This window comes from Ruegeria sp. N7 (assembly GCF_056531345.1).
This window is the reverse complement of record NZ_JBQFLR010000009.1, coordinates 94,259-108,719: the sequence shown is the minus strand read 5'-3', so window position 1 is coordinate 108,719 and position 14,461 is coordinate 94,259. Positions and strand designations below refer to the sequence as shown.

Genomic DNA, 14,461 nt, shown 5'->3' with positions numbered 1-14,461 from the left:
AGGGGCCTGCATGATATTCTACGATTGCTCTACGGCCCCAAACCCGCGCCGTGCCCGCATGTTCATCGCGGAAAAAGGGTTGAACATCGAAACGCACGAAATCTCGATTGCTGAGGGCGCGCAGTTGAGCACTGAGTTTCGTGCAGTGAACCCCCGGGCCACAATCCCGGTTCTGGTAACGGATGACGGCGCAGTCCTGACCGAAAATCTTGGCATCGCCGCGTATCTTGAAGCGCGTTTCCCCGAGCCGCCCTTGATGGGCCGGACCGCTGATGAAAAAGGGTTGGTCCTGATGTGGAACGCAATTGCCGAGCAGCAGGGCGGTGCGCCCATCGCTGAAGCTTTACGCAACAGCCATCCGGCGTTCAAAGACCGTGCTATTCCCGGCACGGTTAATCATGCGCAGATCCCCGAACTGGCGCAGCGTGGGCGCGAGCGGGTTGCGTCATTTTTTGAACTGCTGGAGGCGCGGTTGATGCAAAGCGCGTATGTTGCGGGCGATGTATTCACTCTGGCGGATATATCCACTTTTGTTTTTGTCGATTTCGCGCGCGTCATTAAGATGCGGATACCGGACGGCAATACGAACACGCAGGTTTGGTTTGAAAGCGTGAAAGCCCGCCCAAGCGCCCAGCTTTAGGTTTGCAAAGCATTCGGCAGAGTTCTCGCATTCCGTACTGTACATAAATGTCTAGACAGAACTGAACAGTGCCACTAGCGTCTTCTCAGATTCTGTTCAGGGAGGTCGGGATGAAATCCCAATATCGCGTAGTGGTCATTGGTGGGGGCGTCGTTGGTGCTTCGGTTCTGTATCATCTGGCCAAATTCGGCTGGTCCGATGTGGTCATGCTGGAGAGGCGGCGGCTGGCATCGGGATCGTCCTGGCATGCAGCGGGCGGCATCCATGCCCTGAACGCGGATCCGAACATGGCCTCGTTGCAGGCCTACACAATTGACCTACTGAGTGAGATCGAAAAAGAATCGGGCCAGAATATCGGTTTGCACATGACCGGTGGTCTGACGCTGGCCGGTACGCCTGAACGCTGGGAGTGGTTGCAGGCCAATTACCGCATCTTCCAGTCAATCGGCATTGATGATTGCGAGCTGCTGACCCCGCAAGAGGCACAAAGACGCTGCCCAATCATGTCAACCGACGGTGTTTTGGGCGCGATGTGGGCGGATCGCGAAGGGTATATCGATACGACAGGCACTGTTCAGGCTTATGCGACTGCGGCCAGAAAACGTGGTGCCGAATATTACGAGGAAACCAAGGTCGAAGAGCTGATCCAGACAGATGATGGTTGGCAGGTTGTGACCGATAAGGGCACGATCACCTGTGAACATGTGGTCAACGCGGCCGGGCTCTGGGCCAAGCAGGTTGGGCGTATGGCCGGGGTAGAGTTGCCAGTCTCACCGTTGAAGCACCACTATCTGATCACAGACACTGTGCCAGAAGTTGCGCAGGCGGATTTCGAGATGCCGATGACTGTGGACCTCGAAGGATTCACCTATATGCGGCAGGACCAGAAGGGTGTTCTGGTTGGGATCTACGAGGTCGATCACGAACACTGGGCGATGGATGGCGCGCCGTGGAACTATGGCGAGGAACTGTTTCAGGAACAGCTTGACCGGATCGAGAACGAACTGACGCTGGGCTTTGAGCGGTATCCGTCGATTCAGAACGTGGGCATCAAGACATGGGTCAATGGTGCGTTCACGTTCTCACCGGATGGTAACCCGCTGGTTGGTCCGGTTCCGGGCAAGCGCGGCTATTGGACCGCCTGCGCGGTGATGGCCGGGTTCCTGCAAGGTGGTGGCGTTGGGAAAACACTGGCCGAATGGATGATCCATGGTGAGCCCGAAGCGGATGCATGGCCGATGGATGTGGCGCGCTATGGTGATTTCGCACAGAACAAGCGGTATATTCGTGAAACCACTGGCCAGTTCTATTCGCGCCGCTTTGTGATGACCTACCCGAACGAGCAATTGCCTGCGGGTCGCCCGCTGAAGATGGCTCCGGCGCATGACGCGATGACCGAGGCCGGATGCAAATGGGGTGTCAGCTGGGATCTGGAGGTGTCGCTGTATTTCGCGCCCAAAGGGTTCGAGGAAACGCCAACGCTCAAACGTTCGAACGCGCACGACATCGTGGCCGCTGAATGCAGGACCATCCGTGAGGGCGTGGGCCTGATGGATATCACGGGTTTTTCCCGCTTTGAGGTTTCGGGCCCAAATGCCGAGGCTTGGCTGGATAACGTTATGGCATCGAAACTGCCCGCCCCGGGTCGTGCCAAACTGGCGCCGATGCTGGGTGAGGATGGGCGGCTCAAAGGCGATCTGACCGTGTTGAACTGGGGCGATGGCACCTGGTGGATCATGGGCAGCTATTACCTGCGCGCCTGGCATATGCGATGGTTCAACGATCATATGATGGATGGGGTCACCGTCCGCGACCTGGGAGAGGAGTATTGCGGGTTCGCCGTGGTCGGACCAAAATCGCAGGCGGTGGTCGAAAAATTGGCCGAACAGGATATCTCGGGTCTGAAATTCATGGGCTGCGGTGATTTCGACATCGGTCTCGTCCGTGCCCGCGTGGCTCGTATGTCGGTGACCGGCGAAAAAGGGTATGAAATCAACTGCCGCTATGGCGATCACATCAAACTGCGCCGCATTTTGCTGGAAGCTGGTGCAGAAGAGGGAATCCGCGAGTGCGGTTTCAATGCGATGCTGTCAACGCGGCTTGAGAAGAGCTATGGCATCTGGTCGGCAGAGTTCACGCAGGCTTACACACCCGGTATGACCGGCATGGATCGCTGGATCGACTGGGACAAGGATTTCGTCGGCAAGGAGGCCGCGTTGGCCGAACGGGATGGCAATGGCCCGGCGCAGGTACAGGTAACACTGGAAATCGATGCGTTGGACGCCGACGCCAGCGGGTATGAACCGGTCTGGGCCAGCGGCGAACGCGTGGGTTTTGTGACCTCAGGCGGTTACGGGCACTATACCGGCAAGTCGTTGGCAATGGCCTTGATTGACCGTGACAAGGTGGACCCGGGTACGGAACTGTCTGTCCATGTCGTAGGGGTGGAATGTCCGGCGCGGGTAATTGCACCGTCGCCCTACGACCCTCAGGGCAAAGCGATGCGGGGCTGATCATGGCCGCTCCGGACCGACGACGCCGAAGGCGAGGGGGCGAGGCTGCCCCGCAGCCCAGCCGCGACGTGAACTATCGCCAGCTCAGGAACCCTTTCCCTTTGATGGAGGTGTTCCCGGCTGACCAGATCGCGGACATGCACGAGACAGCGTTGCGTACGCTCGAGGAGTTGGGTGTAAAGACCTTGCTTCCCGAGGCACGCAAGCTGTTCAAGCAGGGTGGTGCGCGCGTGGATGAAGACAGTGAAATGGTCTTTATCGGGCGCGAGATGGTTGAGGCTGCTGTTTCCTCGGCACCCAAATCTATCGCTTGTCGCGCCGGTTCACGGCATCGGGATTTTACTCTGGAACTGGGATCGCTGGTTTTTCAACCGGGGGCAGGCGCGCCGAACGCAACCGATCTGGAACGTGGCCGTCGCCCGGCGACAGGTCAGGATTATCTGGAGTTTCTGAAGCTCACCCATCATTTCGATGTGTTCCAGATGATCTCGCCTCAGGTTGAACCTCAGGACGTACCGACGCATCTGCGCCACTACTTCACGACACAGGCACAGATGGAACTGACCGACAAGTTCCCGTTCTTCTTCTCGCGCGGCACGCCGCAGGTCATGGATTGCTTTGAGATGCTGTCCACGGCGCGAGGTCTGTCGGATGATGAGTTCCGGGGCAACGCGCATTGTTACACGATCATCAACACAAACAGCCCGCGCACGCTGGACATTCCCATGGCGCAAGGCCTGATCGACTTTGCGGGCCACGGTCAGATGTCGATCATCACACCGTTCACCCTGATGGGGGCGATGGCGCCGATCACCGTGGCCGGGGCAATCACCCTGTCCCATGTCGAGACGCTGGCCGCGCTGACCTTGGCGCAGCTGGCCAGACCGGGCGCTCCGGTGTGTTATGGCACGTTCACCAGCAATGTGGACATGAAATCCGGTGCACCTGCATTCGGGACGCCCTCGCATTTTCAGGCATCACTGGCCGCAGGCCAACTGGCGCGTCACCTTGGCCTGCCCTGGCGGTCGGCGGCAGGGTCAGCGTCAAACAGCAACGACGTGCAAGCGGCGAATGAGAACCAGTTTGGCCTTTGGGGTTGCCTGATGGCCGGGGCGACTGTGATAATTCATTCAGCGGGCTGGCTGGAAGGGGGATTGACCGTATCCTTCGAAAAGCTGGTCTGCGATGCCGAGGTTCTGAACATGGTGGCCGAGCTTTGCGCGGGCGCGCAGGCGGGGCCTGCCGAGATTGGCTTTGATACCGCTTTAAGTGAGGTCGCGCCTGGCGGTCATTTCTTTGCCTGCCCCCAGACGATGGAGCGCTACATCACCGAGTTCTATCAACCGCATGTCCATGACTACGCCAATTTCGGCACATGGACCGAACGCGGTTCAACAGATGCCAACCAACGTGCAACGGGGGTTTGGCAGGGTATCCTGAACGATTTCAAGGCCCCTGCCTTAGACAATGATCGTTTTGGTGCCTTGCAGGACTTTATCGCACGTCGCACCGCAGAGGGCGGGGCGCCACCGGAGAGTTGAATGAACAACAAACCTATCCTTCACCGCGATGATCCCGAGGCCGAGCCCCTGATCGGCAATATCAAGGTGACCCGCGACGATTGGCTGAACGTGGCGATGGACGTGCTGATTTCGGACGGGGTGGACCAGATCAAGGTTCTTAACCTGGCCGAGCGGATGGCCGTGTCACGTTCATCCTTCTACTGGTACTTCAAGTCCAGACAGGAACTTTTGGATGCACTGCTGGCGCGGTGGCAGGCGACCAATACGGTTGCGCTTGTAAAACAGGCCGAAGCGCCAGCCGAAACGATAACGGGCGCGGTCTGCAACGTGCATCGTTGTGTGGTCAACACGGATTTGTTTGACACCGCATTGGACTTTGCCGTGCGCGACTGGGCGCGTAAATCGGGCAAAGTACGCCGTGCGCTGGATCAGTCTGACACACGGCGGCTTGAAGCTTTGCACGCGATGTTCGCCAGATACGGCTATTCCGAAATCGAGTCCGAAACGCGTGCGCGCGTGCTGTATTACATGCAGATCGGATATGATCTGGCACAATTGAACGAACCCTTCGAGACGCGGATCTCGATGGTGCCGCATTACCTATACGCCTTTACGGGCGTTGAACCGAAACCCGAAGAAGTTGAAGAATTCAGCGCATATTCCCGGCGCTACTGGAAAGGAGACCCGACATGAGTCAACCAGACGCAATCATCATTGGCACAGGTGTGATCGGCGCGGCCATCGCGTTCGAAATGTCCAAGGCGGGCTGGAAAACCCTGTCTCTGGATCGCAACGCACAGGTTGGACACGGTTCAACCGCCGGGTCCTGCGCGATCATCCGGATGCATTATTCCACCTTCGATGGAACGGCGTTTGCCTGGGAAGGCTATCATTACTGGCGCGACTGGGCTGACTATCTTGGACTGCCAGAGGGGGCCAATCTGGCTCAGTTCAGGGAAACCGGCTGCCTGGTTATGAAGACCGAGGCGAACGGGATGCTGGAAAAGCACATGCGCAATTCATCAGAACTGGATTGCCCGTTCGAAGAATGGTCGGGGGATAAAGTGGTTGAACGCCTGCCGGTTTATTCGCTGGACAGCTTTGCCCCGGCACGCCGCATGGATGACCCGGAATTCGGCCAGCCCAACGGGCGAAAGATGACGGGTGGAGTGTACTGGCCGCAGGCGGGATATGTCACCGACCCGGCCTTGTCGGCGCAAAACCTGATGGATGCTGCCAAACAGCACGGGGCCGAGGTCCGCACCAGTGCCGAAGTTATCGAGATCCTGACCGAGGATGGACGTGTTTCCGGTGTAAAACTTGCCTCAGGCGAAGAAATCCGCGCAAGGGTTGTCGTGAACGTGGCCGGGCCGGGCTCGGCTATCATCAATGGGATGGCAGGCGTTCTGGATGACATGACCATCAAAACCCGCCCCCTGCGGCAAGAGGTCGTGCATGTCCCTGCCCCGGAAGGGTTCGACTTTGAAAACGACGGAACCATCGTCTCGGACAGCGACATTGCCTGCTACTGCCGCCCGGAACACGGCAACCACATCCTTGTGGGATCAGAGGATCCGGAGTGTGATCCGCATCAATGGTGCGAGGATGACGTCAACTACAACCGCGAGTTCACGGACCAATGGACCACACAGGCCATGCGATATGCGCAGCGCGTGCCTTCCCTTGGCATCCCATCGAAAACGCGTGGTGTGGTTGACCTTTACGATGCCTCAACCGACTGGATTCCGATCTATGACAAATCCAACCTGCCGGGGTTTTACATGGCCTGCGGATCCAGCGGGAACCAGTATAAGAATGCACCGATTGCGGGTAAGATGATGGCAGCCCTGATCGCATATTGCGAAGGCGGAGCGGATCACGACGCGGAACCGCTGCAATTCGAACTGCCTTATATTAAACGGACCATCGACGTGGGCTTTTACTCTCGCAAGCGCCCGATCAATGAGGAAAGCAGTTTTTCGGTTCTGGGCTAGTCGGGTTTTGGCATCGATCAAAGTCGAGTGGGGCAGGTTAACAGCTTGCCTCGCTATGACCGGCCGAGGGATAGGCGCATAGCTTCTGGGCTGCGCATCGGACGGCATATCTTGGTACGAGCTACGTTGCCGCGAAAGTCACCCAGGCCCAGACCATCGCCACATAAGTCAGGTTGTGCAGGCACTGGTCTAACCCAGCTGCACGCCAGAACGCGGCCTGCGTCGGCTCAAGCTGTTTCTTGTCTGAATAGCTAGCTTTCAAGAAATCGATATTGAAATGAATGACCCATTCAAGCAGTCCGACAATCAGGATGAACAATACCGGAGCGCCAAACGCGGCAAACACGATGACAGAGCCCGCAACATGTACTGCTGCGTGCTGCGCGCGTCCCAAGTGAAAATACTCGCCTCGGCCAGAGAGCATTTTCGGTGTTTGGAGGTAGTAGTCAGCGAACATGTGCTTGACCTGAAAAAGGCAAAGCATAAGTAACACTGCGCCAATACTGGCAGTCAAAAGAACCCTCCCGATATCGTTCTAAACTGACTTTAGGCAATAACACGGCCATGCGTAAATGAACTAGTTCACATAAGATAAAGAAAATTCTCAGGTGGGAAAAAATTTGCATAACGTGTCAGTATGGCAGTAAATTCAAACCGTTGAATTTGGGCGCGCGGCATCCGGGCCGTGTTATCGGCCAGCAGTAGGGGCAGGTTCCATAGAACGCACGATTTTCCGCTTTATTTGGAAATACTCCAAACGCGATCAGCTGATCCTGTTGGCTGTGACGGCGACGTTGTTTCCGTTGCTCTATCTTACGCTGGAACTGCCCAAGCGTATCATCAACGACGCAATCGGTTCGACAACGGCCGAAGTGGATGTCTGGGGCTATACGCTTTCACAGACGAATTTCCTGATCATCTTGTGCTTTGCTTTCCTTGCTGCCGTGTTGGCGCACGGGCTGATGAAAATGCGCATCAACACCATGAAGGGTGTGCTGAGCGAACGCATGCTGCGACGGTTTCGGTATCAGCTGGTCAGCCGCGCGCTTCTTTTTCCGCAACCCTATTTCGAACGGGTCAGCCAGGGCGAAATGGTCTCGATGATCACGGCTGAAAGCGAACCAATGGGCGGGCTGATGGGCGATGCGATCAGCCAGCCAGTTCTGCAAGCCGGTCAGATGATCACCATCCTTTCTTTCCTGTTCTTGCAAAGCTTTTGGTTCGGGCTGGCCGCAGTCGCCCTGATCCCGGTGCAGGCCTGGTTAATCCCTAAATTGCAGCGTCAGATCAACCTGTTGAACAAGAAACGTATTCAGGAAGTTCGGGCGTTGGCTGCCCAGATCGGCGAAAACGCGGCAGGTGCGTCAACCCTCCGCAGCAATGGCGGCTGGCGCTATCGCCGGGCTATGATCTCCGATCAGTTGGGGCGGCTTTTCGCGATCCGCTTTGAGATTTACCAGAAGAAGTTCTTTATGAAGTTTATAAACAACTTCATCTCGCAGCTGACACCATTCATGTTCTACCTGATTGGTGGCCTTCTGGTGTTGCAGGGTTCGGTTTCGCTGGGGGCATTGGTTGCGGCGCTGGCGGCGTATAAGGACCTGAGCTCACCCTGGAAAGAGCTGCTGACCTATTACAACCAAACCCAGGACATGTCGTTGCGCTGGGATATCGTCGTTGACCGCTTCGATCCAGCCGGATTGAAGGACGAAGCGCTGTTCGAGGGCGAACCAGCAGAGCGCCCCCACCTGAGCGGTGATATAGCGCTAAAGCACGTCTCGGTTCGTGACATGGACGGCAATCAGGTGCTGGATGATCTGAATCTTACTTTTCCCGCTGGCAAGACGATTGGCATTGCCGCACCCAGCGAAGAGGACCGGCGCGCCATGGGGGAGTTACTGACTCGCGAGATTTTGCCCGCTGCCGGCACGGTTCAGGTGGGGGATCTGAACCTGGCAGACCTGCATCAGGGCGTGGTGGCCGCACGTATCGGGTATGCCACATCCCGCCCGGTCATGTTTCAGGGAACGTTGGGTGACAACGTGATGATGCCGATGCGGTTCAAACCCTTGGCTGAATCCACAGATGACCCAGATTTTGCCGAGACCTTGCGGGCTGGAAACAGCATGGATCCGTTCAGGGTGGAATGGCTTGACCCGGCGCTGGCCGGGTTTGAAGACGCGACGGCGTTGCGCGATTGGTGGTTGCAACTGATTGATGGAATGGGGTCCGGGGCTGCCCTGTTCCGGCGTGGTGCTGAACAGAGCTTTGTTGCGACCGAACACTGCGAACTGGCAAAGAAACTGGTCGAGCTGCGCCCGCTTGTGCGGCAGGCGGTCCATGACGCGGGTCTTGAGCAGCAGGCGCTGATTTTCGACCGGAATGCTTACAACCCGGCGCTGCCTGTTGCAGAAAACCTGCTTTTTGCGACGCCCCGCGTGCCGGTGACGCAGGCTTTGCTTGCCCGGCAGAAGGTTTTCCTCATGCAGTTGCGAGAGTTGGGACTGGATGAGACGTTGATCGCCCTGACGCGTGACGTGATCGAGATGCTGCGCCAGATCTTCGGGTTCGACGGAACCGACCATCCGTTGTTCCGCAAGCTGGGTCTTGATGCAAAGACCTATGAGGCAGCTGTGGAGCTGGTTGAACAGACCCGCAAAGAGGGAACGTCAGGGCTGGATGACGAACAGCTGGCCAGTATGTTGGCCGTGCCTTTCGTCGTCTCGGCTGAACAGATTGGCCCGGCGTTCACGGATGAGCTGAAGGACCGCATTCTGGAACTGAGGCAGAGTCATTCGGACAAGCTGTTGGAAAGTCTCAAGGACGCTTTTGTTCCGCTGGACCCGGAAGATTTCGCGCCTGGATTGACGGTCATGGAAAACGCGCTGTTCGGCAAGGTCAGCCAGATTGGTGGCGCGCGATCGGATGAGGCCCGCAAGGTCATTGTGGACGTGTTGGAGGAGAACGGCGCGCGTCCTTTGGTGGTCGAGCTGATTTATGACATTCCGGTTGCTTTGGGTGGGCAGAGCCTTCCGGCGGTTTTTGCCGAACCGCTGGCGTTTACCCGCGCGACAATCAAGAAGCCGGATATCCTGATCCTGGAGCAGGCATTGGCCAGTTACGACATGAAAACGCAGGTGTCGGTCTACAAGAAGCTGCGCGAGCTGTTGCCGGATGCCACGGTGTTCTACCTCAATGACCAGTTCGAAAACCCGGACGTATTCGACATGTTCGTGGAAATCCGGCAAGGTCGTGTCGTCTCGGACGGAGGACCGGTGGACGTGGGAAAAGACAGCGCATCTTCAGCAGATCTGGCGCGGAAACTTCGCGCGCTGGAGCAAACTCCCTTGTTTTCGGGGCTGGACCGGAGGCAACTGCGCCTTCTGGCTTTTGGCGCGCAGTGGTTTGATGCCAAGCCCGGGCAGGTGGTGTTCCTGAAAGATGATCAGCCGACCGATGGCGCTTATGTGGTGCTGGAGGGTGAGGCCGGCCTGTACCTGCCGCAGGAAGATGGCCCCGACCAGTTGATCACCACCGTGGGGCCGGGCGCATTGGTGGGTGAGCTTGGTCTGATCCGCAAAGAACCACGCGCGCTGAGCATGGTGGCCGAAACAAACCTATCCTGTCTTCGGATCGGTGAAGAAGAGTTCCTGGCCGTTGTGGAAAACGATGCGGCAACCGCGTTCAAGCTGATGCAGGTGATCGCCGGTTACGTGTCCAATTAGGCGTGATCAGCTGGCAGGTTCGCAAAACAGATCGTACAGCAGGCCGATCATCTGCGCTGCATTCCCATCGCGCAGCGAATAATAGATCGTTTTGCCATCCCTTCGGGTGGTGACAAACCCTTCTTCCCGCAAGCGGGCCAACATCTGGCTGACGGCGGCTTGCCGCAATTGCAGCAAATCTTCAAGCTGGCCTACGGATTTCTCACCATTCCCAAGGTGGCACAGGATCATCAGGCGCCCTTCATGCGCCAGTGTCTTGAGAAATGCCGCCGCGCGGGCTGCATTTTCTTTCATTTCTGATGGTGTGTCCGAGGTGTGTGCCTGAGGTTCGGTTTCTAGGAGTGTCACGTTTTGACCGTTGTGCCATTAATCTTGGGTTAATATGCCTCAAACACGTCTGTGTTGTCACCCCTCGGTTGCAGGGGCACCGCCCTGAAAAGCATTGCCGTTCACATAATCGCAGGGCTCTTCCTGCATTTGCAGATGCAAGCCGCGACCTTCATACGGATGCGCGCGGGCCAGGTCTTCGTCGACATCGATCCCAAGTCCTGGACCGGCCGGAGCGATCACAAAGCCGTCCTCGACCTGAATGGACCCTTTGATCAGCTGATTGTGGAACAGTGTTTCAATGGTCTCCAATAGCAGCAGGTTCGGGATCGACGCGGCCAGGTGGATATTGGCGGCCCATTCCACCGGACCCGCATAAAGATGCGGCGCCATCTGAGCGTTAAATATCTCTGCTATGGCGGCGACTTTCTTCATCTCCCAGATTCCGCCGGCACGCCCCAGCGCCGGTTGCAGGATTTCCGCAGCCCCGGCGCGCAGAACGGCTCCGAACTCAGCCTTGGTTGTCATGCGTTCTCCGGTGGCGATGGGGATACGGACGTTGCGGGCGACACGGGCCATGTCCTTGATCATATCAGGTGGCGTGGGTTCTTCGAACCATAGGGGCTGGTATGGTTCCAGCGCCTGCCCCAACCGGATGGCTCCAGCCGTGTTGAACTGACCGTGTGTGCCAAACAGCAGGTCGGCCTTGTCCCCCACCGCATCGCGAATTGCCTTACAAAAGGCGACGGACATGGAAATGTCACTCATCGCGGGCATGTGGCCGCCACGGATCGTATAGGGGCCTGCCGGGTCGAATTTCACAGCGGTATAGCCGTGCCGCACCATTTCAGCAGCGGTTTCGCCCGCTTGTTCGGGAGAAGTCCAGAAGTCGGTCAAAGTGTGATGCGGCAAAGGGTAGAGGTAAGTGTAGGAGCGAATTCGTTCGTTCACCTTGCCGCCCAACAGGGCGTAAACCGGGCGGTCGCGATCCTTGCCCAGAATATCCCAGCAGGCGATCTCTAACCCTGAGAATGCGCCCATCACCGTCAAGTCGGGGCGCTGCGTGAAACCGCTGGAATAGGCGCGACGGAACATAAGTTCGATGTTTTCGGGGTTCTCGCCCAGCATGTGCCGTTCGAACACATCCCGGATGACGTGGCGCATCGCCTCGGGTCCGACGGACGAGGCATAGCATTCGCCCCAACCGGTGATGCCGGTGTCAGTCGTCAGTTTAACCAATATCCAGTATCGCCCCCCCCAACCCGGAGCGGGTGGGGCAGTGACGATGACGTCGAGATCCTGCAGTTTCATCTCAGTTCCTCCGAGCCGGGGGATCAGGTTCTGTCGAACAGGATCACGTTGCGCTTGGCAGATCCGGTTTTGGTATCGGCAATGGCCTCGTTGATCTGGTCCAGCGACCAGCGGCCCGAGATCAACTCGTCCAGCTTCAACCGACCCTGCTCATAAAGGTCAATCATCCATGGGATGTCCCGCTGAATAACCACATCACCCATTTTCGAGCCGACAACACCCTGCCCCAGGGCTGCCAGAACAACCGGTTCATAGTTGGCCATGCCACCCGAATGCGGCATTCCGATCATGATGGCCTTGCCGCCGCGGCCAAGATAGCGAGGGGCCTGATCATAGGCGGCGATTGCGCCGACCGTAATCAGAACCGCATCGGCGCCGCGCCCGCCAAGGGCTTTGAACGCTGCTTTCCAGGGTTCTTGCAAGCTGGCCAGAACGCCATGGGTCGCGCCGAATTCCTTTGCGATTTCCAGCTTTTCTTCGGTCATGTCGACAGCCACGATCCGCCTTGCGCCTGCGATCCGCGCGCCCTGAATAGCGTTCAGGCCAACGCCGCCGGCGCCGATGACCACAACATCCTGACCCGGACGCAGACCGGCCGCGTTTACCGCAGCACCAACCCCGGTGATTACCCCGCAAGACAGAAGGCTAGCCAGGTCTTTGGGCAGGTTTTCGGGGATCCTGACGATTTGCCGATGGCTCACCACAACTTTTTCGGCAAACGCACCGCAGGCCATGGCCTGTTCCAGAGGACTACCGTCAGCCGTTTTTAGCGGGCCTTTGACGGTGTCGTACGGTGTTTCGCAATTTGTCGGGTGCCCTCCGGCACAGGTGGGGCAGGACCCGCACGCGCGGATCAGCGTTACAACCACGGGCTCGCCAATCCTGAAGTCTCCGGCGGCCTCTCCAACTGCGGAGATCACGCCTGCGGCTTCGTGGCCGTAAACGGCGGGCAGAAAGCCGCCCCAGGCACCTTCGGCATAGGATATGTCCGAATGGCAGATGGCTACTGCATCCAGCGTCACTTCGACCTCGCCCGTGCCGGGGGGTGCCAGCTGAACCTCTTCGATAACCAAGGGTTCGCCGAATGCCCGGCAGACTGCGGCTTTGATTGTTTGCATGTTTTCCCTCACTTCCGTTGGGCCCACGGTGGCGTGGGAAAGGATTGATCGCAAGGCAGAAACCGTCATGTGTGTGTCGTTGTTAAGCCACGACAGGCGGGGACCGGCGAAACAACACAAACCCGGCCAGCATCAGCGCCAGCGCCAGCAGGAACGGAGCACCCGGCAAGTACAGCGGTGTGTCGGGGCGAATGAATTGCGCAAATACGCTGGTCATGACCAAGGGCGAAATGACCATCGAAAGCGCGTGGAGCGCGGACAATACACCCTGCAACTCTCCTTGCTGCGAATCCGGTGTCGCTTTGGACATCATTGCCTGAAGTGCTGGTGTGGTGATTGCCCCGATTGCAGTGATTGGGATGAACAAAAGTGCAATGAACCCGTTGGTCAGAAAGGCCAGAATTGCGAAACTGAGGATTTCAAAACCCATCCCGTAGATAATGGCACCCCGCTCGCCGCACAATCGGATTGCGGGGCGGATCAGACCGCCTTGCACAACGGCCATGCCGATTCCATAGACGCCCAGTGACAGGCCGATCATCTGAGGGGACCAGCCGAACCGCTCGGTGGTGAAAAAGGACCAGATAGCGGGGTAGACGTAGATTGAGACCGAATACAGAAAGTAGACCCACAGCATAGGCCGGATACCGGGCAGTGCAGCAATGGCGCGCAGCGAATTCACCGGGTTGGCGCGGCGCAAGTTGAAGGCGCGCCGGGTCTTGTCGGTCACGGTTTCAGGCATCACGAAACAGCCTACGGCAAAGATCAGTGCCACCAGTCCTGCCGCAGCCCAGAACGGGGCACGGGTTCCATATTCGCTGAGCAACCCGCCGATCACCGGGCCAAGGACAAAACCCACGCCAAAGGCCGCACCCAACAGGCCAAAGTTCGCGGCCTTGTCCTTGGGATCGGAGATATCCGCCATGAACGCGGCAGCGGTGGAATGTGTGGCTGCGGTTATACCGCCGACAATACGACCGGCCAGCATCAGCCAGATACTGCCGGCCACGGCCATGACCATATAATCAAGCGCCATGACGAACAGCGACACCAACAGTACAGCTCTGCGACCATAGGCGTCGGACAGGTTTCCAAGGATTGGACCAAAGACGAACTGCATCGCCGCAAAAGCCGTACTCAGCACTCCACCCCAAATAGCGGCATTGGCAAGCGAGCTGCCCTGCACGTCTACAATCAGTTGCGGCATGATTGGCATCACCAGACCAATGCCCATTGCGTCGATCATGACGATGCTGAGGATGAAGAGTGATGGCAGGCGCATGGGACTCGGGCAGGTGATCTGTTCGGGG

At 57.9% G+C, this 14,461-nt stretch carries 11 protein-coding genes; 6 read left to right on the top strand and 5 right to left on the bottom strand.

What is annotated here, in order from left to right; all coding sequences use genetic code 11:
• The first annotated feature begins 10 nt into the window (after positions 1 to 10).
• The 5 genes from ACR0ES_RS12115 (at position 11) to ACR0ES_RS12095 (ending at position 6,670) form a co-directional block, all read left to right on the top strand.
• Positions 11 to 640 (top strand): glutathione S-transferase family protein, encoded by a 630-nt coding sequence (locus tag ACR0ES_RS12115; protein WP_480774024.1) that lies wholly within the window; start codon positions 11 to 13, stop codon positions 638 to 640.
• A gap of 110 nt (positions 641 to 750) precedes the next feature.
• On the top strand, positions 751 to 3,153 hold the full coding sequence (locus tag ACR0ES_RS12110; protein WP_480870809.1) for a GcvT family protein: 2,403 nt from the start codon (positions 751 to 753) through the stop codon (positions 3,151 to 3,153).
• Positions 3,154 to 3,155: 2 nt separating this feature from the next.
• A complete protein-coding gene (locus tag ACR0ES_RS12105) occupies positions 3,156 to 4,694 on the top strand; it encodes a trimethylamine methyltransferase family protein (RefSeq protein WP_480870807.1) in 1,539 nt (512 codons plus the stop codon).
• A complete protein-coding gene (locus ACR0ES_RS12100) occupies positions 4,695 to 5,369 on the top strand; it encodes a TetR/AcrR family transcriptional regulator (protein WP_209505343.1) in 675 nt (224 codons plus the stop codon).
• Positions 5,366 to 6,670 (top strand): NAD(P)/FAD-dependent oxidoreductase, encoded by a 1,305-nt coding sequence (locus ACR0ES_RS12095; RefSeq protein WP_480870805.1) that lies wholly within the window; start codon positions 5,366 to 5,368, stop codon positions 6,668 to 6,670. Before ACR0ES_RS12100 ends, ACR0ES_RS12095 begins: the two co-directional genes overlap by 4 nt.
• Before the next feature lie 121 nt (positions 6,671 to 6,791).
• On the opposite strand, the gene ACR0ES_RS12090 is transcribed toward ACR0ES_RS12095, so the two are convergent.
• The gene (locus ACR0ES_RS12090) at positions 6,792 to 7,154 is read right to left on the bottom strand and encodes a DUF3307 domain-containing protein (RefSeq protein ID WP_480488349.1); all 363 of its coding nucleotides are present in this window, start codon (positions 7,152 to 7,154) and stop codon (positions 6,792 to 6,794) included.
• Between the two features lie 244 nt (positions 7,155 to 7,398).
• Here ACR0ES_RS12090 and ACR0ES_RS12085 point away from each other — a divergent pair, with 244 nt between their 5' ends.
• The gene (locus ACR0ES_RS12085) at positions 7,399 to 10,395 is read left to right on the top strand and encodes a cyclic nucleotide-binding domain-containing protein (protein ID WP_480870846.1); all 2,997 of its coding nucleotides are present in this window, start codon (positions 7,399 to 7,401) and stop codon (positions 10,393 to 10,395) included.
• Positions 10,396 to 10,401: 6 nt separating this feature from the next.
• On the opposite strand, the gene ACR0ES_RS12080 is transcribed toward ACR0ES_RS12085, so the two are convergent.
• The 4 genes from ACR0ES_RS12080 to ACR0ES_RS12065 form a co-directional block, all read right to left on the bottom strand.
• Positions 10,402 to 10,689, bottom strand: coding sequence for an ArsR/SmtB family transcription factor (locus ACR0ES_RS12080; RefSeq protein ID WP_480488347.1), 288 nt, complete (start codon positions 10,687 to 10,689; stop codon positions 10,402 to 10,404).
• 111 nt (positions 10,690 to 10,800) lie between these two features.
• Positions 10,801 to 12,033 carry a mandelate racemase/muconate lactonizing enzyme family protein gene (locus ACR0ES_RS12075; RefSeq protein WP_480870803.1) on the bottom strand — a complete coding sequence of 411 codons (1,233 nt, stop codon included), beginning with the start codon at positions 12,031 to 12,033 and terminating at the stop codon, positions 10,801 to 10,803.
• A 23-nt stretch (positions 12,034 to 12,056) separates the two neighbouring features.
• Entirely contained in the window at positions 12,057 to 13,151 is a 1,095-nt protein-coding gene (locus ACR0ES_RS12070) for a Zn-dependent alcohol dehydrogenase (protein WP_480870801.1), read from the bottom strand.
• An 82-nt stretch (positions 13,152 to 13,233) separates the two neighbouring features.
• A complete protein-coding gene (locus ACR0ES_RS12065) occupies positions 13,234 to 14,433 on the bottom strand; it encodes a TCR/Tet family MFS transporter (RefSeq protein WP_480870800.1) in 1,200 nt (399 codons plus the stop codon).
• Positions 14,434 to 14,461: the final 28 nt, after the last annotated feature.